Below are 23653 nucleotides of genomic sequence, written 5' to 3'. Positions count from 1 at the left end.
GAAGGGCAGCCGCGCATGCAGGGCACGGTCGACGGATTCAGTTACGGGCTGGTAACACCTGTGGTGGCCTATCTCATGGCCTGCCTCGGAGGCGCGCTCGGACTGCGCTGCACCACCCGGGCCGGGCTGGCGCCCCGCTCCTGGCGCCCCGGCTGGCTCGCCCTCGGGGCGGCCGCCATCGGCGCCGGCGTCTGGACGATGCACTTCATCGCGATGATGGGCTTCACCGTCGAGGGGACGCCGATCCACTACGACCGCGCGATGACCTTCGCGAGCCTGGCCGTCGCCGTCGTCATGGTGGGCATCGGCATCTTCATCGTCGGCTACAAGGGCGCCACCGGGACGGCCCTGTTCACCGGGGGGACCGTCACCGGCCTCGGCATGGCCTCCATGCACTACCTCGGCATGGCCGGAATGAGTCTCGACGGGCAGATCGAGTACAACACCGTCGCCGTCGCCGCCTCGGTCGTCGTCGCCATGGCCGCCGCCAGCGCCGCCCTGTGGGCGGCCGGCCGGGCCAAGGGCTTCCTGTGGAGCGTGGGCGCGAGTCTGATCATGGGCCTCGCGGTCACCGGCATGCACTACATCGGCATGGCCGCCGTCGAGGTGCACGTGCACGGCACGGCCGAACCCGACACGGGGGAGTCCGCGGCCGCCCTGCTCGGCCCCATGATGGTCGGTCCGCTCGCCGTCCTCGTCCTCGCGGGCCTCGTGGTGATCTTCGACCCGCTGGTGGTCATGGGCCGCCCCCCGGCGCCCTCCGCCGACCGCCTGCCCGGGATCCCCGCCCACTCCCCGGCGCACCACCCCCCGGTCCGAGCCCGGCTGCGCGCCCGCGGCCCCGCGGAACACCGCTCCCGCACTCCCCAGCGCCGCTGACCCGGACCGGTTGTCAGAGGGGAGCCGTACCGTGGATGACATGCGGCCCGTTTCCCAGATCGAACGCACGGTGGCGCCCTTCGAGGTCGTCAGCCCCTACCAGCCCAGCGGTGACCAGCCCGCGGCCATCGCCGAGCTCGCCCGGCGCATCGAGGCCGGCGAGCAGGACGTCGTCCTGCTCGGCGCCACCGGCACCGGCAAGTCCGCCACCACCGCGTGGATGATCGAGAAGCTCCAGCGCCCCACCCTGGTCATGGCGCCGAACAAGACCCTGGCCGCCCAGCTGGCCAACGAGTTCCGCGAGCTGCTGCCGAACAACGCGGTCGAGTACTTCGTCTCGTACTACGACTACTACCAGCCCGAGGCGTACGTTCCGCAGTCGGACACCTACATCGAGAAGGACTCCTCGATCAACGAGGAGGTCGAGCGACTGCGGCACTCGGCGACCAACTCGCTGCTCACCCGCCGCGACGTCGTCGTGGTCGCCTCCGTCTCCTGCATCTACGGCCTGGGCACGCCGCAGGAGTACGTGGACCGCATGGTGCCCCTGCGCGTCGGCGACGAGGTCGACCGCGACGAGCTGCTGCGCCGCTTCGTGGACATCCAGTACACGCGCAACGACATGGCCTTCACCCGCGGCACCTTCCGCGTCCGCGGCGACACCATCGAGATCTTCCCGGTCTACGAGGAGCTCGCCGTCCGCATCGAGATGTTCGGCGACGAGATCGAGGCGCTGTCCACGCTGCACCCGCTCACCGGCGAGATCATCAGCGACGACCAGCAGCTCTACGTCTTCCCCGCCTCCCACTACGTCGCCGGCCCCGAGCGGCTGGAGCGCGCGGTCAACGACATCGAGAAGGAGCTCGGCGAGCGCCTCTCGGAGCTGGAGAAGCAGGGCAAGCTCCTCGAGGCCCAGCGACTGCGCATGCGCACCACGTACGACATCGAGATGCTCCGCCAGATCGGCACCTGCTCCGGCGTGGAGAACTACTCGATGCACTTCGACGACCGCGCCCCGGGCTCCCCGCCCAACACGCTGCTGGACTACTTCCCGGACGACTTCCTCCTCGTCATCGACGAGTCGCACGTCACCGTGCCGCAGATCGGCGCCATGTACGAGGGCGACGCCTCCCGCAAGCGCACCCTCGTCGACCACGGCTTCCGGCTGCCCTCCGCCCTGGACAACCGCCCGCTGAAGTGGGAGGAGTTCCAGGAGCGCGTCGGCCAGACCGTCTACCTGTCGGCCACCCCCGGCCAGTACGAGCTCTCCCGCTCGGACGGCTTCGTCGAGCAGATCATCCGCCCGACCGGCCTCGTCGACCCCGAGGTCGTCGTCAAGCCCACCGAGGGCCAGATCGACGACCTGGTGCACGAGATCCGCACGCGTGTGGAGAAGGACGAGCGCGTCCTGGTCACCACGCTCACCAAGAAGATGGCCGAGGACCTCACGGACTACTTCCTCGAGCTCGGCATCCAGGTGCGCTACCTGCACAGCGACGTCGACACCCTGCGCCGGGTGGAGCTGCTGCGGGAACTGCGCAGCGGCGAGTACGACGTCCTGGTCGGCATCAACCTGCTGCGCGAGGGCCTCGACCTGCCCGAGGTCTCCCTGGTGGCGATCCTCGACGCCGACAAGGAGGGCTTCCTGCGGTCGGGCACCTCCCTGATCCAGACCATCGGCCGCGCGGCGCGCAACGTCTCCGGCCAGGTCCACATGTACGCCGACAAGATCACGCCGGCGATGGAGAAGGCCATCGAGGAGACCAACCGCCGCCGGGAGAAGCAGATCGCCTACAACCAGGCGCACGGCGTCGATCCGCAGCCCCTGCGCAAGAAGATCAACGACATCGTCGCGCAGATCGCCCGCGAGGACATCGACACCGAGCAACTGCTCGGCTCGGGCTACCGACAGGCCAAGAAGGACGGCGGCGGCACCAGGACGCCCGTGCCCGCCCTCGGCGGCAAGGCCGCCAAGGGCGCGAAGAACGCCAAGGGGGCCAAGGGCAAGGCCGCCGAGACCGTCCCCACCGACCGCCCCGCGGCCGAACTCGCCGAGCAGATCGAGGAGCTCACCACGCGGATGCGGGCCGCCGCCGCCGACCTGCAGTTCGAGATCGCGGCACGGCTGCGCGACGAGGTGTCCGAGATGAAGAAGGAGCTGCGGCAGATGCAGGAGGCGGGCCTGTCCTGACGTCCGCACACGGAATGTGTTGCAAGACCGACACAAAGTGCGGACCGGGGTACGTCGGTGTCCGTGCGCCTGCGTAGGGTTCTGGTCAACCGCGGTCTTCGCGGCAACAGGGGACGTACGAGAGGGGAATCAGCGCGTGACCGTGAACATGACCAAAGGTCAGGCCATCAGTCTGCAGAAGGACGACGGCGGCAGCCTGACCGCGGTGCGCATGGGTCTCGGCTGGCAGGCGGCCCCCCGTCGCGGCCTGTTCGGCTCCCGCACCCGGGAGGTCGACCTGGACGCTTCCGCCGTCCTCTTCGCCGACAAGCAGCCGGTCGACGTCGTCTTCTTCCGCCACCTGGTGAGCGACGACGGCTCCGTGCGCCACACCGGTGACAACCTCGTCGGCGGTGTCGGCCAGGGCGGCGACGACGAGGCCATCCTCGTCGACCTCTCGCGCGTCCCGGTCCACATCGACCAGATCGTCTTCACCGTGAACTCCTTCACGGGCCAGACGTTCCAGGAAGTGCAGAACGCCTTCTGCCGCCTGGTCGACGAGACCAACGGCCAGGAGCTCGCCCGCTACACGCTGGCCGGCGGCGGCCCCTACACCGCCCAGATCATGGCCAAGGTGCACCGCACCGGTTCGGGCTGGACGATGACGGCCCTCGGCAACCCGGCCAACGGCCGTACCTTCCAGGACCTGATGCCGGCCATCCTGCCGGTCCTCTAGGCACCCGCCAGGCACCCGCGAACGAACCGGCCCCCCGCGCGGGGGCCGGTTCGGCGCACCCGACACTTCCACGCGACACAGGGGGACCAAGGCGATGACGGCCGAGCTGGTGCGGGGGCAGAACCACCCGCTCTCCCAGTCCCGTCTGGAGATCCGGATCTCGGCCGGCACGCCGGTCGCGGCCGCCGCCGCGCTCAGCGACGAGAACGGACGGATCCACGGCACGCAGTGGGTGGCCCACCCGGGCGCCCCCGTGCAGCCCGGCCTGGAGGTGTCGCGCCAGGCGGCCGCCGACCACCGGCTCGCGGTGGACCTGGACGCCATGACCGACGCGGTCCACCGCGTCAGTGTGCTCCTCGCCCTGCCCGCCGCGAACGGCGGCGCGGGACCGGCCCGCTTCGGCGCCGTGGCGGCCCCCTTCGTCGCCGTCACCGGTCTGGACGGCACCGAGGTCGCCAGCTACACCATCACCGGCCTGGACCTGGAGTCGGCCGTCATCGCCCTGGAGCTGTACCGGCGGCGGGGTGCCTGGAAGGTGCGCGCCGTCGGCCAGGGCTACGCGGGCGGACTGGCCGAACTCTTCGCCGACCAGGGGCTGTCCGAGGCCCGGCAGCTCGCGGCCGGCATCGACGAGGCCGTCGCCCGGGGTCTCGCCCGCTCCGTGCAGACGCCCCCGCCCCGCACGTCCGAGGGCGACCGCTCCCGTCAGGCCGCGGCCCCCGCGATCGGCTCCGACCAGGGCGCCGCGCCGCAGGGCGCCCCCGGCCCCGTGCCGCCGTACGGCGGGCAGCCGGCCGGCGGCCCGGGACAGGGCGGACCGCAGCCCGCCTACGGCGGCGCGACCGACCCGCACGCGTCCTCCGGCGGCCCGGTCGACTACAGCCACCCCCGGCGCCGGACCTCCGCCCCGCCGCCCCCGCCCACGGCGCCCCCGGCGCAGCCCGGACGGCCCGCGCAGCCGGTGGCGGGCGACGCGACCGGGTGGTCCATGGAGGAGCGGCTCTACAACCAGGTCTGGGGCATGTTCGAGGACCTGGCCCGCGCCACCGCCGCGTACCGCAGCGCCGTGGACTTCGCCGAGTCGCGGATGGACAAGGAGCTGGAGCAGGCCCTGTCCGACCCGCGCAGCCGTATCGGCGGACAGGGCGACGCCGCCCGCGAGTCGGCCCGCGCGCGGTACGCGCAACTCGTCGACCAGGCGCGGGCGTCCCTCGACCGGGACGTCGCCCAGCTCGTCGCCGAGTCCGAGGTCGTCGAACCCGCCCTGCCCCCGGCGTTCGCCCGCTGGGACACCCCCTGCTGGCACGCCTACCGGGTGCCGATGGAGATACCCATGGCGCTGCGCCTGGGCGACCTCCGGCTGCCCGAGGCCGAGCCGCTCCGCATCCCGATGCTGCTCCGCCTGCCGCTGGAGCGCGGACTGTGGATCGACAGCGGACGCACCGATTCCCTGGACGGGTCGTTCACCGACTCCCACGACATGCGGCGCCTGGCCATGGAGACCGCCGTGGCGCACGCCGCCCGGATGCTCGCCGTCCACCCGGCCGGCGAGTTCACCGTGCACGTCGTCGATCCGGCCGGATCCGGCGCGCGGGCGCTGGCTCCGCTCACCCAGACCGGCGTCCTCGCCGGCCCGCCCGCCCAGGGCGCCGCGGGCGTGACGGAGGTGCTGGCCCGGCTCACCCAGCGGGTCGACCTGGTGCAGATGGCGCTGCGCGGCGGGGCGCCGGACGCGCTGCCGCCCGGCTTCGACACCTCGCAGCAGCTGCTGATCGTCAACGACTTCCCGCACGGCTTCGACGACCGGGCGGTGAACCAGCTGCGCTACCTCCTCGACGAGGGGCCGTCGGTCGGCGTCCACCTGATGATGGTCGCGGACCGCGAGGAGTCAGCGGGCTACGGACCGCTGCTGGACCCGCTGTGGCGCTCGCTGCTGCGACTGACCCCGGTGCCCGACGACCATCTCGCCGACCCGTGGGTGGGGCACGCCTGGACGTACGAGCCGCCGGTGGTGCCGCAGGGCAGCGAGGTGCTCCGCCAGGTCCTCACCAAGGTCGCCGAGGCGCGCCGCACGGGGAACGGGTGAGACCGTCCGACCCCTTTGATCAAGAGCGCGCAAAGCCTTTCCACCTGGGTCTTTGTGCCTTTCTTTACTGATCTCTTTACCAACCCTTGGTGATTGGGTACTCTTGGCCGCACGGAGGGGAGTACTCCCTGTCTGTGCGGCGACCCCGTCAATACGGATCAGGCCAGATCCCGGGGCGTCGGCCCGAGGGCCATCGGGACGCGTCGAGCGTCCCAGGTCCGGGTGGAAGAGACCTCCGGCAGCGACGACGACGCTGACATTTGCCGTGTGACGCAACTGCCGGAGGCGCAGTGGATGTTTCCTCGACCCTGTGGGTCCTGACGATCGTGGGCCTGTGCGCCCTCATCGCCATCGATTTCTTCATCGGCCGCAAACCGCATGACGTCTCCGTCAAGGAGGCCGGGATCTGGACCGTCGTCTGGATCGTCCTGGCCGCGCTCTTCGGGCTCGGTCTGCTGGTCTTCGGCGGCGGTCAGCCGGCGGGCGAGTTCTTCGCCGGCTACATCACCGAGAAGTCGCTGAGCGTCGACAACCTCTTCGTCTTCGTCCTGATCATGGCGAAGTTCGCCGTGCCCTCGCAGTACCAGCAGCGGGTGCTCCTCGTCGGAGTGCTCATCGCCCTGGTGCTGCGCGCGATCTTCATCGCCGCCGGCGCCGCCATCATCGCCAGCTTCTCCTGGGTCTTCTACATCTTCGGCGCCTTCCTGATCTGGACCGCCTGGAAGCTCATCCAGGAGGCCAGGGCCGACGAGGAGGACGAGGAGTTCGAGGAGAACAAGCTCCTCAAGGCGGCCGAGCGCCGCTTCGGCGTGGCCGACCGCTACCACGGCACCAAGCTGTGGATCCAGCAGAACGGCAAGCGGGTCATGACCCCGATGCTCGTCGTCATGCTCGCCATCGGCTCCACCGACATCCTGTTCGCGCTGGACTCGATCCCCGCGATCTTCGGCCTGACCCAGGACCCGTACATCGTCTTCACGGCGAACGCGTTCGCGCTGATGGGACTGCGGCAGCTGTACTTCCTCATCGGCGGACTGCTGAAGAAGCTGGTCCACCTGTCCTACGGCCTGTCGATCATCCTGGGCTTCATCGGCGTGAAGCTGGTGCTGCACGCCCTGCACGAGTCCGGGGTGCACGTACCCGAGATCAGCATTCCGGTCTCCCTGGGCGTGATCTGCTCGGTGCTGATCGTCACCACGATCACCAGCCTCCGGGCGTCCCGGAAGCAGGCGCAGGCCGAGGCGGTCACCGGGGGCACGGGGAGCTCCGAGAAGACCGACATCGACGCCTGACCCCGTCGGACACCAGGAACACCGGGCACCGGGAGCGAAGGACAGCACGTCGCCGGCCGTCGCTCCCGGTCCCGCACGTTCCACCGCGCCGCCCCGGACGGCGCCGACCGCAATCGACGAACACCAGGAGGGCATGCGTGACCATGATGACCCCCAGACGATCAGGATCGCGGAGCGGAAGGGGTCGCCGTACGGCGGTGACCGTCCCGACGCCCTCCACGGTCGCCCGGTGGTCGACAGTCTTCGAGGTGCGGTACCCCCACACGCCGGGGACGAGCGCCGCATGACGGACCGGATCAAGTACATGGCAAGCCGTTGGACGCTCGCCGTTCCGGTGCTCGCGGTCGTGCTGCTCGCCCTGACCTGGGGGAGGGACCTGCCCGGCGGGATCGTCGTGCTGGTGACCCTGGTCCTGGCGGGAGCGGTGCTGGCGGCCGTGCACCACGCCGAGGTGGTCGCCCACCGGGTCGGCGAGCCGTTCGGCTCCCTGGTGCTGGCGGTCGCCGTCACGGTCATCGAAGTGGCGCTGATCGTGACCCTGATGCTCGACGGCGGGGACAAGAGCGCGACGCTCGCCCGGGACACCGTGTTCGCCGCCGTCATGATCACCTGCAACGGCATCCTCGGGCTCAGCCTGCTCGTCGGCTCGCTGCGGCACAAGACGGCGGTCTTCAACTCGGAGGGCACCGGAGCCGCCCTGGCCACCGTGACCACGCTGGCGGTTCTCAGCCTGGTGCTGCCGACGTTCACCACCAGCAAGCCGGGCCCGGAGTTCTCCACCGTCCAGCTCACCTTCGCCGCGGTCGCCTCACTGAGCCTCTACGGCCTGTTCGTCGCGACCCAGACCGTGCGGCACCGCGACTACTTCCTGCCGGTCGTCAAGCACGACGGGTCGCCCACCCCCGAGGAGCACGTCGAGGCGCCCTCCACGCGCACCGCGCTGATCAGCCTGGGGCTGCTGCTCCTGGCCCTGGTCGGCGTCGTAGGCCTGGCCAAAGGCGTGTCGCCGACGATCGAGTCCGGGGTGGAGGCGGCCGGTCTCGGCCACGGCGTGGTCGGTGTGATCATCGCCCTGCTGGTGCTGCTGCCGGAGACCATAGCCGCGGTGCGCGCGGCGCACCGCAACCACGTGCAGACCAGCATGAACCTGGCGCTGGGCTCGGCGATGGCCAGCATCGGCCTGACCATCCCGACCGTCGCGCTGGCCTCGCTCTGGCTGCCCGGCCCGCTCATTCTCGGCCTCGGCAACACCCACATGGTGCTGCTCGCCCTGACGGTGGTGGTCAGCGCCCTGACCGTGGTCCCGGGCCGGGCCACACCGCTTCAGGGAGGCGTGCACCTGGTGCTGCTCGCCGCCTACCTGGAACTGACGATCAATCCCTGACCGGGGACCTGATGGGGGACCCTGGGGCCGCCCGGACATCCGGGCGGCCCCGGGCGCTTGCCGATACGAGCGGACAGCACGGCCGGACGACGGTGCCGCACGAGCCTCCGGCATGGTGCGGCGTGGCGTGATAGACCGGGTGCGATCAGCGGTCCCGGCGAGGGACCGCACCGCCGACGGACCGGAGGAAACGTGCCCCGCAACCTGGCCGACGCCCCGATCATGATCCTCAACGGGCCCAATCTGAACCTGCTCGGACAGCGGCAGCCGGAGATCTACGGCCGCGACACACTGGCCGACATCGAGGCGATGTGCGCCCGGGCGGCCGCCGCGCACAACGGCACGGTGGACCTCCGCCAGTCCAACCACGAGGGCCAGTTGGTCGACTGGATCCACGAGGCGCGGCTGCACCACTGCGGCATCGTCATCAACCCGGGCGCCTACTCGCACACCTCCGTCGCGATCCTGGACGCCCTCAACACCTGCGACGGCATGCCCGTGGTGGAGGTCCACATCTCCAACATCCACCGGCGGGAGAGCTTCCGGCACCACTCCTACGTCTCGCTGCGCGCCGACGGCGTCATCGCGGGGTGCGGCGTCCAGGGGTACGTGTTCGCGGTGGAGCGGGTCGCGGCGCTGGCGGGTCCGGGGCTGGCCGAGGCGTGACCCGAGCGGACCGGCCGCCCGCTCACCAGCCGCGTGCGCGCCACTCCGGCAGGTGGGGGCGTTCGGCGCCGAGCGTGGTGTCGTCGCCGTGGCCCGGGTAGACCCACGTCTCGTCCGGGAGGACGTCGAAGAGCTTGGTCTCGACGTCGTGCATCAGGTCGGCGAACGCCTCCGGGTCCTTGCGGGTGTTGCCCACACCGCCCGGGAACAGGCAGTCCCCGGTGAACACATGGGGATGCCCGTGGGGGTCGTCGTAGACGAGGGCGATCGAGCCGGGGGTGTGGCCGACGAGGTGGCGGGCGGTGAGCTCCACCTGACCGACGCGGATGACGTCGCCGTCGTCGACCGGCACGTCGGTCGGGACCGGAATGCCTTCGGCGTCGTACCGGCCCGCGTAGGTGCGGGCGCCGGTGGCGGCCACGACCTCCGCGAGCGCCTGCCAGTGGTCGCCGTGCCGGTGGGTGGTGACGACGGAGGTGATGCCGTCGTCACCGATCATGCCCAGCAGTGTGCCGGCGTCGTTCGCCGCGTCGATCAGCAATTGATCGTCGGTGGCCCGGCAGCGCAGCAGGTACGCGTTGTTCTCCATGGGGCCGACCGCGACCTTGGTGATCATCAGGTCCTTGAGTTCGTGCACGTCGGCCGGTCCGCCGACCGTCACCCGCCCGCTGTACGTCATGGGCGTCAGCCTAGCGCCGTAAGCGGCGCCGGACCGAGCTCACAGAGGCGGCGGCTTCGGCAGGTCCCCGCCCTTCACCGTCAGGGCGGCCCCGTCCCGGCGTCCGGCGAGCCAGCCGAGCAGACCGGCGGGCGTCCCCTCGACCGTGACGGGGCCGCCGTCCGCTCCGCCGCCGGTCGTCCAGGTGCGGCCGTCCGTGGTCGAGAGGGTGGTCGCGGGCACGTCCGGGTGGCCGGTGAAGCGGGCCGCGAGGAAGGCGATCTCCCGGTCGGTGAAGTCGGCCGGCAGGTCCTCCAGCTCATAGCCGATCCCCAGGTCGACGTGGTGCAGCTCCACCTCGATCCAGCGCCGGAACGGCACCCGCTCCGCGCGGTCGGTGACGCCGTTGCGCAGTTCGACGACGCGGGACCGGTCCGCCGGGGCGGCGGCCGTCGCGCGGAACCGCTCGGCGGTCGCCCGTACATCCGCGAGCTGCTCGTCCAGGGGACGCGGGGCGCCCGCCTCGATATCGGCGTCCCGGGCCTCGGCGGAGGCGTACATGGGACGGCCCTCCAGAACGTTCACCAGGGCGTCCGCGTTGCGGGCCAGGTGGGCGAGGACGTGGCCGCGGGTCCAGCCGGGCAGGCGTGACGACTGGGTCACAGCCGCGTCGTCCAGTGCGCCGACCGCGTGGAGCAGCCGCTCGGTAGCGGCCTGTACAGACGCCAGGTCATCAGCGTGATCCATCATGCCGCCGACCCTAGCCGTGTCACACCTTCGGGTGAAGGAAATGAACCGGACACTGGAATCGAATGCACGTGCTATAAGGTCGGGTGCGGCGTCGGGCATGCTGGAGAGCCGGGGTTTGTTGACGATCCGTGAATCCGAACCGGCGTTGTCAGTGGCTCCCCCTAGTCTGAGAAGGACGGGGGCCCCGCCCCTGTCACTTCCCTCAAGAAAGGTGCGGACCGGCGTGGCCGACCGTCTCATCGTCCGTGGAGCGCGCGAGCACAACCTCAAGAACGTCTCGCTCGACCTCCCGCGCGACTCGCTCATCGTCTTCACGGGCCTGTCGGGGTCGGGCAAGTCCTCGCTGGCCTTCGACACCATCTTCGCCGAGGGGCAGCGGCGTTACGTCGAGTCGCTCTCCTCCTACGCCCGGCAGTTCCTCGGCCAGATGGACAAGCCGGACGTCGACTTCATCGAGGGCCTCTCCCCGGCGGTCTCCATCGACCAGAAGTCCACCTCGCGCAACCCGCGCTCCACGGTCGGCACCATCACCGAGGTCTACGACTACCTGCGTCTGCTGTTCGCGCGCATCGGCCGGCCGCACTGTCCCGAGTGCGGCCGGACGATCTCCCGCCAGTCGCCGCAGGCCATCGTCGACAGGGTCCTGGAACTGCCGGAGGGGAGCCGCTTCCAGGTGCTGTCCCCGCTGGTGCGCGAGCGCAAGGGCGAGTTCGTCGACCTCTTCTCCGACCTCCAGACCAAGGGCTACTCCCGCGCGCGGGTGGACGGCGAGACCGTCCAGCTGTCCAACCCGCCCGCGCTGAAGAAGCAGGAGAAGCACACCATCGAGGTGGTCGTGGACCGCCTCACGGTCAAGGACAGCGCCAAGCGCCGTCTCACCGACTCCGTGGAGACCGCCCTCGGGCTGTCCGGCGGCATGGTCGTGCTCGACTTCGTCGACCTCCCCGAGGACGCTCCCGAACGCGAGCGCATGTACTCCGAGCACCTCTACTGCCCGTACGACGACCTGTCGTTCGAGGAGCTGGAGCCCCGCTCGTTCTCCTTCAACTCGCCCTTCGGCGCCTGCCCCGAGTGCACCGGCATCGGCACGCGCATGGAGGTCGACCCCGAGCTGATCGTCCCGGACCCGGACAAGAGCCTCGACGAGGGCGCCATCCACCCGTGGTCGCACGGCCACACCAAGGACTACTTCGACCGCCTCGTCGGCGCCCTCGCGGACGCGCTCGGCTTCCGCACGGACATCCCGTGGGCCGGGCTGCCGCAGCGCGCCAAGAAGGCCCTGCTGTACGGCCACAAGACCCAGGTCGAGGTCCGCTACCGCAACCGCTACGGACGCGAGCGGCGCTACACCACCGCCTTCGAGGGCGCGGTGCCGTTCATCAAGCGGCGGCACAGCGAAGCCGAGAGCGACGCCAGCCGCGAGCGCTTCGAGGGCTACATGCGCGAGGTGCCCTGCCCCGCCTGTGAGGGCACGCGTCTCAAGCCGGTCGTCCTCGCCGTCACGGTCATGGGCAAGTCCATCGCCGAGGTCTCCGCGATGTCCATCAGCGACTGCGCGGACTTCCTGGGCGAGCTGAAGCTGACCGACCGCGACAAGAAGATCGCCGAGCGCGTCCTCAAGGAGGTCAACGAGCGGCTGCGGTTCCTGGTCGACGTCGGCCTGGACTACCTCTCGCTGAACCGCGCGGCGGGCACCCTGTCCGGCGGCGAGGCGCAGCGCATCCGCCTGGCCACCCAGATCGGCAGCGGCCTCGTCGGCGTGCTCTACGTGCTCGACGAGCCGTCCATCGGCCTGCACCAGCGCGACAACCACCGGCTGATCGAGACCCTGGTCCGGCTGCGCGACATGGGCAACACACTCATCGTCGTGGAGCACGACGAGGACACCATCAAGGTCGCCGACTGGATCGTCGACATCGGCCCCGGCGCCGGCGAGCACGGCGGCAAGGTCGTGCACAGCGGCTCCCTCAAGGAACTGCTGGCCAACGCCGAGTCGCAGACCGGCCAGTACCTGTCGGGCAAGAAGTCGATCCCCCTGCCCGACGTGCGGCGCCCGCACGACCCGTCGCGCCGCATCACGGTGCGCGGCGCCCGGGAGAACAACCTGCGGGACATCGACGTGTCCTTCCCGCTGGGTGTGTTCACCGCGGTCACCGGTGTGTCCGGCTCCGGCAAGTCCACACTGGTCAACGACATCCTGTACACGCACCTCGCCCGCGAGCTGAACGGCGCGCGCAACGTGCCCGGCCGGCACACGCGCGTCGAGGGTGACGACCTCGTCGACAAGGTCGTGCACGTCGACCAGTCGCCGATCGGCCGCACCCCGCGGTCCAACCCGGCGACGTACACGGGCGTCTTCGACCACATCCGCAAGCTGTTCGCGGAGACGACGGAGGCGAAGGTGCGCGGCTACATGCCGGGCCGGTTCTCCTTCAACGTCAAGGGCGGCCGCTGCGAGAACTGCGCGGGCGACGGCACCATCAAGATCGAGATGAACTTCCTGCCGGACGTCTACGTCCCGTGCGAGGTCTGCCACGGCGCCCGCTACAACCGGGAGACGCTGGAGGTCCACTACAAGGGCAAGTCCATCGCCGACGTGCTGAACATGCCGATCGAAGAGGCCATGCACTTCTTCGAGGCGGTCCCGGCGATCTCCCGCCACCTGAAGACGCTCAACGACGTCGGCCTCGGCTACGTCCGGCTCGGCCAGTCCGCGACCACCCTGTCCGGCGGCGAGGCGCAGCGCGTCAAGCTCGCCAGCGAGCTGCAGAAGCGCTCCACAGGCCGCACGGTCTACGTCCTCGACGAGCCGACCACCGGTCTGCACTTCGAGGACATCAGCAAGCTGCTGACGGTCCTGTCCGGCCTGGTCGACAAGGGCAACACCGTGATCGTCATCGAGCACAACCTCGATGTGATCAAGACGGCCGACTGGGTCGTCGACATGGGTCCCGAGGGCGGTTCCGGCGGCGGCCTCGTCGTCGCGGAGGGTACGCCCGAACAGGTCGCCGGCGTGCCGGCCAGCCACACCGGCAAGTTCCTGCGGGAGATCCTGGGCGCGGAGCGGATCAGTGACGCGCCGCAGGTCCGGGCCCCGCGCAAGGCGGCGAAGAAGACGGTCGCCGCCCGGTCGACGGCGAAGGCGACCACCACCAAGGCGGTCGGAACCACCGCCAGGAAGACGGCCGGCAAGGCCACCGCGAAGAAGACGACGCGCGGCACCTGACCGGCCCGCCCACCCGACCGTGTGCCGTGCCGCGGAGGCGCTCCTCCGCGGCACGGCACACGTGTGTCAGGCGGCCCCCGGCTCCAGCTCGTGGGCGTACGGGGGCTCCGCACCGGCGCGGGAACAGGTGACCGCCGCCGCGCGCGCCGCGAAACGCAGCAGGCTCTCCCAGCCCTCGGCGCCGAGCGCGGCCACGCCCTCGTCGCTGAGCGCGTCACGCTCCGCCAGTCCGTGCAGCAGGGCCGCGTTCACCGTGTCGCCCGCGCCGATGGTGTCCACCACCGCGACGCGCTCACCCGGCACCGTGTACGCGGCACCGTCACGGGTGTACGCCGTCAGACCGTCCCCGCCCCGGGTGACCACCACCGCCGCGGGTCCGGCCGCCAGCCACTCGCGCGGGGACCCGCCGAGCCATTCGGCGTCCTCCACGGACAGCTTCAGCAGGGACACCGACGGCAGCCAGCTTCTGAACCGCGCCCGGTAGGCGTCGGCGTCCGGGATCAGCCCCGCCCGGATGTTGGGGTCGAGCGCCGTGAACACGCCCCCCGCCGACGCCTGGCGCATCAGAGCCTCGTACGCGCTCGCGCCCGGCTCCAGCACGAGGGAACACGTGCCGAAGGACACCGCGCGGGTACCGGCGGGCAGCGCCTCGGGCTCGGTGAACAGCCGGTCCGCGGTGCCCTCCACGTAGAACGAGTAGGCCGCCGAGCCGTCGGCGCCGACCGTGGCGACGGCCAGCGTCGTCGGCTCGTCACCGCGCTGCACCGACGCCACGTCCACGCCGGTCACCTCGAGCCGTTCCAGCAGCGCCTCCCCGAAGGCGTCCCGCGACACCCGGGAGCAGAACGCGGTGGGGGAGCCGAGGCGGCCCAGGGCCACCGCCGTGTTGAAGGGGCCGCCGCCGAGCGCGGGCGTCAGCGCGGCGAGCGCGCCCGCCCCCTGCGGTACCAGGTCGATCAGTGCCTCACCGGCGACGACGATCATGAGGGGTTCCTTTCTTCCGGGCAGCCGCAGGAGGTGCGGTGCACGAAGGTGCACGGGAGGCGTTCGGTGCGGGCCGGACGGTCCGGGGCGGCGAGGCGGTCCAGCAGCAGGTGCACCGCCCGCGCGCCGATGTCCCGGCTCGGCTGGGCGACGGCCGTGAGACGAGGGGAGAAGAGGTCCGCCCAGGCGAAGTCGTCGAAGCAGCACAGGGCGATGTCCTCGGGTACGGACAGGCCGTGGGCGCGCAGGGCGCGCAGCGCGCCGATGGTCATGGCGTTGTTGGCGGTGATCAGCGCGGTGGGGCGCGAACCGAGGTCCAGCAGCTCGGCCGTGGCGCGTTCGGCTCCTGCGGCCTCCGAGTCGCCGTGCACCAGGATCCGCTCGTCGAACGGCAGCCCGGAGGCCGCGAGCCCGTGCCGGTACCCGGTGATCCGCTCGGCGGTGGTGCTGAGCCCGGGCAGGCCGGCCACCAGGGCGATGCGGCGGTGACCGCGTTCGGCGAGATGGGTGACCAGGCGGGCGGTCGGCCCGGTGCTCTCGGCGCAGACCTGGTCGAAGAGGGGCGGCCCGTCCTCGGCGGACGGGACGGCCAGCCGGTCCAGGAATACGGCCGGTACCTGGTGCCGCCTCAGGTAGGAGAGCAGTTCTCCGGGCTCGGGGGAGGGCGCCACGATCATGCCCTCCACCCGGCGCTCGTGCAGCAGCTGGACGACCGTGCGCTCGTGCGCAGGGTCGTCGTGCGGATCGGCGATGAGGAGGCTGTACCCGCGCTCCAGGGCCGTTGCCTCGACGCCCTGGAGGATCTCCGTGAAGTACGGGTTGCTGATCGCCGACACCGCGAGCCCGATCGACCGGGTGCGGGCCGTGACCAGCGAGCGGGCCAGGGTGTTGGGGGTGTAGCCGAGCTCCTCCACGGCGTCCAGGACGGCCTGGCGGGTGTGGGGGAGCACCGGGCGGGTGCCGTTCAGCACGTGTGAGACGGTCGCGATGGAGACTCCGGCGCTGCGCGCCACATCCGCCATGGTCGCCATCGTCCGTTCTCCTTCGGGCTGGGGCGGCGCGGGTCCGCTGCTCGTGCGGGGCCTTGAGAGGTCTTGGTCTCGTGCGGGGACCGTACCGTATGAGAACGAGGGCGTAAACGATTGCGTAAACGCTTGCGCGAGCGTTTGCGTCAGCGCTCGCGCCAACGCTTGCGAAAGCGTTTACGTGAACGCTTGCGCGAGCGCTTGCGCCCGCCCCTCCGCACTGTCCCCCCGCCACCCCCACCCACCCGCAATCCGCCCCACCCGCCCCGATATCGTCCCGGTGAACAGTCGTCCACCGCGCACGAACCGTGGGAGCCCGCATGTCCGCCCGACCCGCCGCGACCCGCCGGACCGTCCTGCGGGGCGCGGCCCTCACACCCGTCGCAGGGCTGGGACTCACCGCCTGCGGAGGAGGCGACGACAGGTCCGCCCCGCTGAGCGGACCCGTCGAGCTGGGCCCCGAGAGCGAGGTCGCCGCGGGCGGCGCCAAGCTGTACCGGGACCACAACGTGGTCGTCAGCCGTGGCGAGGACGGCCGGTTCACCGCGTACAACACCGTGTGCACGCATGCGGGGTGTTCCATCAACAAGCTGGACGGGACCAGGCTGATCTGCCCGTGTCACGGCAGCGAGTTCGACGTCGCCACCGGAAAGGCGCTGCGTGAGCCGGCTGTGGCGCCGCTGAAGCCGCTGGCCGTCGAGGTGGAGAACGGCACGCTGGTCGCCAAGCCACGCGACTGACCCGCGCCTGAGCCGCACCTGAACTCGCTCGGTCCCGGTCCGGTCCGGGCTACTCCCAGTCCCAGGCGATCCCCACGTAGCCGGCCCGCAGGCGCGGTTCCACCAGGTGCACCGACCGGTGTCGCGTGCTGAGGGCCAGCTCCTGGCGGCCTCCGCGCGGGGCCGCGGCCGAGTGCTGGGTGAAGCGGTGACACCGTACGGGGAGCGCGGCGGAGTCGAAGCAGACCTGGAGCGCGTACTGGCCGCCGGGGGAGTCCGCGCCCCGTACGTATTCGCGGCAGACACCGCCGGTGCCGTCCTCCACCGCGTACCGGAAGAGGAAGGTGTCACCGGCGCGCAGCCGGATGTCGAAGAGCAGCTCGGCCGCGAGCACGCCTGTGTCGTGGTGATGGCGCACGCGTCCGGTGCGGCAGTTCTCCAGGGTGCGCACCTGCATGCGCTCCGGATCGGCGCCCGGGTCGCCGTGGTGGACGGCGATGTAGCGGTCGACGCCGTCGCGGTGGGCGCGCACGATGTGGTGGGACTCGCGCTCCGCCAGTTCCCTGCGCGTGCCGATGCGCACCCGCTCGTGGTGGCCCAGGGTGTGCAGCCCGCCGTCGCGCGGGGTGCCGAACTCGGCCAGCAGCTTGTCCAGGACGCCCGAGACCTCCATGAGGGAGCGGTAGGTGTGGCCGGCGGAGCGGCGGTCCGCGGCCCGGTCGTCCGTCTCGGCGAGCAGACGGATCAGTGACTCCTCCGGCAGCTGCAGGATCTCCTCCAGTGCCCGTACGGCCCGCAGCGACTCCGGGCGCTGGGGGCGGCGGGCGCCCTGCTGCCAGTAGCTGAGGCTGGTGACGCCCACCTTCACGCCGTGGCGGGACAGGTGGTGCTGCACCCGCTGCAGCGGCAGTCCCCGCGCGGCTATCGCGGCGCGCAGGGCGACGTGGAACGGGCCGCCGCGCAGGGCCGCGTCCAGTTCTGCGGTGACGACGTCCGCGTGCTGTGTGGCGTGCGACATGCAGGGGCCTCTCTGTGAAGGTCACAACGGCTGGTCAGGCCGTTCGCGCGGAGCGTCCCGGGGGCCCCGCCCCCGTCGGCACGGCGCGGTCTTCACACGCGTACGCCGTCGTTCAGCACCCCGAGTTCCCACGCATTGAAGCGTGTTGACCAAGTCCCGACAACCGTCCGGCGGCAAGAGCGGCACACGCGAGGGGGCCGGACCGGCCATGCGGCCGGTCCGGCCCCCTGAGGTGCGTGCGGGATGTTCTTCCACATGCCCTACGTGCTCTATGCGGCCTTCGCCCTCTTCGTGCTCTTCGTTCTCTTCGTGATCTACGCGCTCTTCGTCCCGGGCTCAGGTCCCGTCGGTGCGCTCCCCGCCCCGGAGCCGCGAGCCCGCGGCCCGGAGGCGCTTCGCGCGCACGACGTCGGGGTCGCGCGGGTCGAGGGACTCGGGGAAGGCAGCCGTCTCGTCCGAGGACCGGCGGTACCGGGCCGGCCGTCGTGGTTTCTCGATCCGCGTCTGTCGCATACGACCTCCCGACTCGCGATCACTCACGCGACCGCTGTCACGACCGCCTCGGACCACCGGCCGGGGAGCCGGTTCGGACCGCGGGACGGACCACGGCCGCGGTCCGTCCACCGACCCCGTTGATCGCCCGAGGCGCGAACCCACCACATTCCCGCTCACCGGCCGCCGTAACCCATCCGGCCCGCACCGGACCTCGCGGACCGGTTCCGGAGGCCGTCCGGAACCGCTCCCGATCCGCCCCCGCCCCCGCCCCGGCCCCGTCGTCCTGTCGGTGCCCGCCAGTAGGGTGTGAGACATGGCCGACCCCTCCAGCTACCGCCCCAGACCGGGTGAGATCCCCGACTCGCCGGGGGTCTACCGGTTCCGTGACGAGCACCGCCGGGTGATCTACGTCGGGAAGGCGAAGAGTCTGCGCCAGCGCCTGGCGAACTACTTCCAGGACCTGGCCGGGCTGCACCCGCGCACCCGCTCGATGGTGACCACGGCCGCGTCCGTGGAGTGGACGGTGGTCTCGACGGAGGTCGAGGCGCTGCAGCTGGAGTACTCCTGGATCAAGGAGTTCGACCCCCGGTTCAACGTCAAGTACCGCGACGACAAGAGCTACCCGTACCTCGCGGTGACGATGACCGAGGAGTACCCGCGCGTGCAGGTGATGCGCGGTCACAAGAAGAAGGGCGTGCGGTACTTCGGCCCGTACGCGCACGCGTGGGCGATCCGCGACACCGTGGACCTGATGCTGCGCGTCTTCCCGGTGCGCACCTGCTCGGCGGGCGTGTTCAAGAACGCCGCCCGCACCGGCCGGCCCTGCCTGCTCGGCTACATCGGCAAGTGCTCGGCGCCCTGCGTGGAGCGGATCTCCGCCGAGGACCACCGGGAGCTGGCCGAGGAGTTCTGCGACTTCATGGCCGGCCGCACCGGCGCCTACCTGCGCCGTCTGGAGCGGCAGATGGCGGAGGCGGCCGAGGAGATGGAGTACGAGCGGGCCGCGCGCCTGCGCGACGACATCGGCGCCCTGAAGAAGGCCATGGAGAAGAACGCGGTGGTGCTGGCGGACGCCACCGACGCCGACCTGATCGCGGTCGCCGAGGACGAGCTGGAGGCGGCCGTCCAGATCTTCCACGTCCGGGGCGGGCGCGTGCGAGGCCAGCGCGGCTGGGTCACGGACAAGGTCGAGGAGATCACCACCGGCGCCCTGGTCGAGCACGCCCTGCAGCAGCTCTACGGCGAGGAGACCGGTGACGCCGTCCCGCGCGAGGTGCTGGTCCCCGCCCTGCCCGACCCGGTGGAGCCGGTGCAGGAGTGGCTGACCGGGCGGCGCGGGGCGAGCGTCTCCCTGCGCGTCCCGCAGCGCGGGGACAAGAGGGCCTTGATGGAGACCGTGGAGCGCAACGCCCAGCAGGCGCTCGTGCTGCACAGGACCAAGCGGGCCTCCGACCTCACCACGCGCTCGCGCGCGCTGGAGGAGATCAGCGAGGCCCTGGGCCTGGACAGCGCCCCGCTGCGCATCGAGTGCTACGACATCTCGCACCTCCAGGGCGACGACGTGGTGGCCTCCATGGTGGTCTTCGAGGACGGGCTGGCCCGCAAGAGCGAGTACCGCCGCTTCCAGATCAAGGGCTTCGCCGGCCAGGACGACGTCCGGTCCATGCACGAGGTGATCACCCGGCGCTTCCGCCGCTACCTGGCGGAGAAGGAGCGCACGGGGGAGTGGACCGACGGGGAGGAGCCCGGCGCCGCGGCGGACCCGGGGACGGCCGCCGCGGGCCTCGCGGAGCCGCCCGCGAGCACCCTCACGGAGGACGACGGGCGCCCCAAGCGGTTCGCGTACCCGCCGCAGCTCGTCGTGGTGGACGGCGGCGCGCCGCAGGTCGCGGCGGCCCAGCGGGCCCTGGACGAGCTGGGCATCGACGACATCGCCGTGTGCGGCCTCGCCAAGCGGCTGGAGGAGGTGTGGCTGCCCGGCGACGACGACCCGGTGGTGCTGCCCCGTACCAGCGAGGGCCTGTACCTGCTGCAGCGCGTCCGTGACGAGGCGCACCGCTTCGCGATCACCTATCAGCGCAGCAAGCGCGCCAAGCGCTTCCGCTCCAGCCCCCTGGACGACGTCCCCGGTCTCGGCGAGACCCGCAAGCAGGCGCTGATCAAGCACTTCGGTTCGTTGAAGCGGCTGCGGTCGGCGACAATCGAGCAGATCTGTGACGTTCCGGGCATAGGACGCAAGACGGCCGAGACGGTCGTCGCGGTCCTCGCCCGGGCGACGCCCGGCGGTCCCGCGGTGAACACGGCGACGGGCGAGATCATGGATGACACGGAAGAACCCGGGCATCAGACGGGTTCTCCGGGGGAGCCCGTGTCCGCGGGCGCCCCGGACGAACGACGGGGGCAGGAGCGATGACCGAGCACGAGACAGGACCTGCCGGGCGGCGGGACCGGGCGGCGCAGCAGGCGGGCGGGGCCACGGACCGCGCCGGCGTCCGGCAGGACAACGGAGCACAGGTGAAGACGGGCAAGGAAAACGGCGGGGTGCCCGAGGTGGGCATCCCCGAGCTGGTGATCATCTCCGGTATGTCCGGGGCCGGCCGATCGACGGCCGCGAAGTGTCTGGAGGACCTCGGCTGGTTCGTCGTCGACAACCTGCCGCCCGCGCTGATCCCCACCATGGTGGAGCTCGGCGCGCGCTCCCAGGGCAACGTGGCACGGATCGCGGTCGTCGTCGACGTCCGCGGCCGGCGCTTCTTCGACAACCTGCGCGAGTCCCTCGCCGACCTCGACGCGCGCGGTGTCACCCGGCGCACGGTGTTCCTGGAGTCCTCCGACGAGGCCCTGGTGCGCCGCTTCGAGTCGGTCCGCCGCCCTCACCCCCTCCAGGGCGACGGCCGGATCGTCGACGGCATCGCCGCCGAACGGGAGCTGCTGCGCGAGCTGCGCGGCGACGCCGACCTGGTGATCGACACCTCCGGGCTCAACGTGCACGAGCTGCGCGCGAAGATGCACGCGCAGTTCGCCGGCGAGGAGGAGCCCGAGCTGCGGGCCACCGTGATGTCCTTCGGCTTCAAGTACGGCCTCCCGGTCGACGCCGACCTGGTCGTGGACATGCGGTTCCTGCCCAACCCGCACTGGATCCCCGAGCTGCGCCCCTACACCGGCCTCAACGAGGAGGTGGCGTCGTACGTCTTCAACCAGCCCGGCGCCAAGGAGTTCCTCGACCGCTACGCCGAGCTGCTGCGCATGGTCGCCGCGGGCTACCGCCGTGAGGGCAAGCGCTACGTGACCATCGCGGTCGGCTGCACGGGCGGCAAGCACCGCTCGGTCGCCATGTCGGAGAAGCTCGCCGCCCGGCTCGCCGCGGAGGGTGTGGAGACGGTGGTCGTCCACCGGGACATGGGACGGGAATGACACGACGTACGCCGCGGCTGAGCCGGCTGCGCAGAGCGGTCCCCGAGGGCCGCGCCGGCCGGCCGGCCGAGACGCGTGGCGCCCGCCCGCGCCGCAGGGGCGCCCAGCCCAAGGTCGTCGCCCTCGGCGGCGGCATGGGCCTGTCCGCATCGCTGGCCGCCCTGCGCAGGATCACCGGCGACCTCACGGCCGTGGTCACCGTCGCCGACGACGGCGGCTCCAGCGGCCGCCTGCGTGACGAACTGGGTGTGCTGCCCCCCGGCGACCTGCGCAAAGCGCTCGCCGCGCTGTGCGGGGACGACGACTGGGGCCAGACCTGGGCGCGCGTCATCCAGCACCGCTTCCAGTCCAAGGGCGACCTGCACGAGCACGCGGTCGGCAACCTGCTGATCGTGGCCCTGTGGGAGCAGCTCGGCGACCACGTCAAGGCGCTGGACCTGGTGGGCATGCTGCTCGGCGCGCACGGCCGGGTGCTGCCCATGTCCGCCGTGCCGCTGGAGCTCCAGGCGCTGGTCAAGGGGCACGACCCGGAGCGCCCCGGCGACATCGGCACCGTCCGCGGCCAGGCCACCGTCGCCCTCACCCCGGGCGAGGTGCAGTCGGTGCACCTCGTGCCGAACGACCCGCCGGCCGTGCCGGAGGCGGTCGCGGCGGTGCTGGACGCCGACTGGGTGGTGCTGGGACCCGGCTCCTGGTTCTCCTCGGTGATCCCGCACCTGCTGGTCCCCGAGCTGCTGGACGCCCTCGTCGAGACGAAGGCGCGCCGGGTGCTCTCGCTGAACCTCGCCCCGCAGCCCGGAGAAACCGAGGGCTTCTCCCCGCAGCGTCATTTGGAGGTTTTGGGGCGACACGCCCCTAAACTCGCCCTGGACGTGGTGCTGGCCGACGAGGCCGCCGTGCCCGACCGCGACTTGCTGACCGATGCCGCCAAGCGGTTCGGCGCCGCGGTCGAGCTGGCCCCCGTGGCCCGGACCGACGGAAGCCCCCGGCACGACCCGGAGCTGTTGGCCGCCGCGTACGACCGTATTTTTCGGATGCATGGAAGGATCGGCCCATGGCGATGACGGCAGCGGTGAAGGACGAGATCAGCCGGCTCCCCGTCACCCGTACCTGCTGCAGGAAGGCGGAGGTCTCCGCCGTTCTGCGGTTCGCCGGCGGCCTCCACCTGGTCAGCGGGCGCATCGTGATCGAGGCGGAGCTGGACACCGCGATGGCCGCCCGGCGGCTCAAGCGGGACATCCTGGAGATCTTCGGCCACAGCTCCGAACTGATCGTGATGGCGCCGGGCGGGCTGCGCCGCGGCTCCCGCTACGTGGTGCGCGTGGTCGCCGGAGGTGACCAGCTCGCCCGTCAGACCGGCCTGGTGGACGGCCGGGGCCGCCCGATCCGCGGCCTGCCCCCGCAAGTGGTCTCGGGGGCCACCTGTGACGCCGAGGCCGCCTGGCGGGGCGCCTTCCTCGCGCACGGCTCCCTCACCGAGCCCGGCCGTTCCTCCTCCCTGGAGGTGACCTGCCCCGGCCCCGAGGCCGCGCTCGCCCTGGTCGGCGCCGCCCGTCGGCTGCACATCGCCGCCAAGGCGCGCGAGGTGCGCGGCGTGGACCGGGTGGTCGTCCGGGACGGCGACGCGATCGGCGCGCTGCTCACCCGGCTGGGCGCGCACGAGTCGGTGCTGGCCTGGGAGGAGCGCCGGATGCGCCGCGAGGTGCGGGCCACGGCGAACCGGCTGGCCAACTTCGACGACGCCAACCTGCGCCGCTCCGCCCGCGCCGCCGTCGCGGCCGGCGCCCGGGTGCAGCGCGCGCTGGAGATCCTCGGCGACGACGTGCCCGAGCACCTCGCCGCGGCCGGCCGGCTGCGCATGGAGCACAAGCAGGCATCCCTGGAGGAGCTGGGCGCGCTCGCCGACCCGCCGCTCACCAAGGACGCGGTGGCCGGACGCATCCGCCGCCTGCTGGCGATGGCCGACAAGCGCGCCGCCGACCTCGGCATCCCCGGCACGGAGGCCAACCTCAGCGAGGAACTGGACGACAAGATCGGCGTCTGACACGCCCCGCGCGATCGTCCGACACCTGATCGGAGAACCGGCGCCGCCGCCCACCCGGGTGAGCGGCGCCGGCTCCGCGTGTCGTGGGCGCGCCCTTGACTCGATCA

Annotated in this window: 19 protein-coding genes; 13 read left to right on the top strand and 6 right to left on the bottom strand. The window is 71.7% G+C overall.

The genetic code is table 11. The features are described 5' to 3' along the window. The first annotated feature begins 15 nt into the window (after nucleotides 1-15). From ACWH4W_RS29100 to aroQ, 7 genes are all read left to right on the top strand, one after another. A complete protein-coding gene (locus tag ACWH4W_RS29100) occupies nucleotides 16-879 on the top strand; it encodes an MHYT domain-containing protein (RefSeq protein WP_473078783.1) in 864 nt (287 codons plus the stop codon). A gap of 40 nt (nucleotides 880-919) precedes the next feature. After that, nucleotides 920-3070, top strand: a complete 2151-nt coding sequence (gene uvrB / locus ACWH4W_RS29095) for an excinuclease ABC subunit UvrB (RefSeq protein ID WP_473078782.1) — start codon at nucleotides 920-922, stop codon at nucleotides 3068-3070. A gap of 136 nt (nucleotides 3071-3206) precedes the next feature. Beyond that, nucleotides 3207-3785, top strand: a complete 579-nt coding sequence (locus ACWH4W_RS29090) for a TerD family protein (RefSeq protein WP_106414740.1) — start codon at nucleotides 3207-3209, stop codon at nucleotides 3783-3785. Between the two features lie 94 nt (nucleotides 3786-3879). Continuing rightward, entirely contained in the window at nucleotides 3880-5871 is a 1992-nt protein-coding gene (locus tag ACWH4W_RS29085; protein WP_473078781.1) for a TerD family protein, read from the top strand. A gap of 290 nt (nucleotides 5872-6161) precedes the next feature. Next, nucleotides 6162-7163 (top strand): TerC/Alx family metal homeostasis membrane protein, encoded by a 1002-nt coding sequence (locus tag ACWH4W_RS29080; RefSeq protein WP_473078780.1) that lies wholly within the window; start codon nucleotides 6162-6164, stop codon nucleotides 7161-7163. Nucleotides 7164-7446: 283 nt separating this feature from the next. Further along, nucleotides 7447-8547, top strand: coding sequence for a calcium:cation antiporter (locus tag ACWH4W_RS29075; protein ID WP_473078779.1), 1101 nt, complete (start codon nucleotides 7447-7449; stop codon nucleotides 8545-8547). 192 nt (nucleotides 8548-8739) lie between these two features. After that, nucleotides 8740-9213, top strand: a complete 474-nt coding sequence (gene aroQ / locus ACWH4W_RS29070) for a type II 3-dehydroquinate dehydratase (protein WP_473078778.1) — start codon at nucleotides 8740-8742, stop codon at nucleotides 9211-9213. Between the two features lie 22 nt (nucleotides 9214-9235). On the opposite strand, the gene ACWH4W_RS29065 is transcribed toward aroQ, so the two are convergent. Continuing rightward, nucleotides 9236-9892, bottom strand: a complete 657-nt coding sequence (locus ACWH4W_RS29065) for an MBL fold metallo-hydrolase (protein WP_473078777.1) — start codon at nucleotides 9890-9892, stop codon at nucleotides 9236-9238. Between the two features lie 39 nt (nucleotides 9893-9931). Then, on the bottom strand, nucleotides 9932-10621 hold the full coding sequence (locus ACWH4W_RS29060) for a maleylpyruvate isomerase family mycothiol-dependent enzyme (protein WP_473078776.1): 690 nt from the start codon (nucleotides 10619-10621) through the stop codon (nucleotides 9932-9934). A 223-nt stretch (nucleotides 10622-10844) separates the two neighbouring features. On the opposite strand from ACWH4W_RS29060, the gene uvrA reads away from it, so the two are divergent. Then, entirely contained in the window at nucleotides 10845-13847 is a 3003-nt protein-coding gene (gene uvrA / locus ACWH4W_RS29055; protein WP_473078775.1) for an excinuclease ABC subunit UvrA, read from the top strand. A gap of 66 nt (nucleotides 13848-13913) precedes the next feature. On the opposite strand, the gene ACWH4W_RS29050 is transcribed toward uvrA, so the two are convergent. Then, nucleotides 13914-14831 (bottom strand): carbohydrate kinase family protein, encoded by a 918-nt coding sequence (locus tag ACWH4W_RS29050; protein ID WP_473078774.1) that lies wholly within the window; start codon nucleotides 14829-14831, stop codon nucleotides 13914-13916. After that, entirely contained in the window at nucleotides 14828-15862 is a 1035-nt protein-coding gene (locus tag ACWH4W_RS29045) for a LacI family DNA-binding transcriptional regulator (RefSeq protein WP_473078773.1), read from the bottom strand. Before ACWH4W_RS29045 ends, ACWH4W_RS29050 begins: the two co-directional genes overlap by 4 nt. A gap of 314 nt (nucleotides 15863-16176) precedes the next feature. On the opposite strand from ACWH4W_RS29045, the gene ACWH4W_RS29040 reads away from it, so the two are divergent. Beyond that, entirely contained in the window at nucleotides 16177-16596 is a 420-nt protein-coding gene (locus ACWH4W_RS29040; protein ID WP_473078772.1) for a Rieske (2Fe-2S) protein, read from the top strand. 49 nt (nucleotides 16597-16645) lie between these two features. Here ACWH4W_RS29040 and ACWH4W_RS29035 read toward each other — a convergent pair whose 3' ends face one another. Both ACWH4W_RS29035 and ACWH4W_RS29030 read right to left on the bottom strand, forming a co-directional pair. Further along, a complete protein-coding gene (locus tag ACWH4W_RS29035; protein ID WP_473078771.1) occupies nucleotides 16646-17593 on the bottom strand; it encodes a hypothetical protein in 948 nt (315 codons plus the stop codon). Nucleotides 17594-17929: 336 nt separating this feature from the next. Beyond that, on the bottom strand, nucleotides 17930-18106 hold the full coding sequence (locus ACWH4W_RS29030; RefSeq protein WP_473078770.1) for a hypothetical protein: 177 nt from the start codon (nucleotides 18104-18106) through the stop codon (nucleotides 17930-17932). Nucleotides 18107-18401: 295 nt separating this feature from the next. Here ACWH4W_RS29030 and uvrC point away from each other — a divergent pair, with 295 nt between their 5' ends. The 4 genes from uvrC to whiA are packed head-to-tail and all read left to right on the top strand — an operon-like array spanning nucleotide 18402 to nucleotide 23546. After that, on the top strand, nucleotides 18402-20501 hold the full coding sequence (gene uvrC / locus ACWH4W_RS29025) for an excinuclease ABC subunit UvrC (RefSeq protein ID WP_473078769.1): 2100 nt from the start codon (nucleotides 18402-18404) through the stop codon (nucleotides 20499-20501). Beyond that, nucleotides 20498-21502, top strand: a complete 1005-nt coding sequence (rapZ, locus tag ACWH4W_RS29020; RefSeq protein ID WP_473078768.1) for an RNase adapter RapZ — start codon at nucleotides 20498-20500, stop codon at nucleotides 21500-21502. Before uvrC ends, rapZ begins: the two co-directional genes overlap by 4 nt. Beyond that, nucleotides 21499-22566: a gluconeogenesis factor YvcK family protein gene (locus tag ACWH4W_RS29015; RefSeq protein ID WP_473078767.1), complete on the top strand. Its 1068-nt coding sequence runs from the start codon at nucleotides 21499-21501 to the stop codon at nucleotides 22564-22566. The genes rapZ and ACWH4W_RS29015 overlap by 4 nt, the downstream gene beginning before the upstream one ends. Next, nucleotides 22557-23546, top strand: a complete 990-nt coding sequence (gene whiA, locus ACWH4W_RS29010; protein WP_106414754.1) for a DNA-binding protein WhiA — start codon at nucleotides 22557-22559, stop codon at nucleotides 23544-23546. Before ACWH4W_RS29015 ends, whiA begins: the two co-directional genes overlap by 10 nt. Nucleotides 23547-23653: the final 107 nt, after the last annotated feature.

The organism is Streptomyces sp. DSM 120436, assembly GCF_055778765.1.
This window is presented reverse-complemented; position numbering and strand designations above follow the sequence as displayed.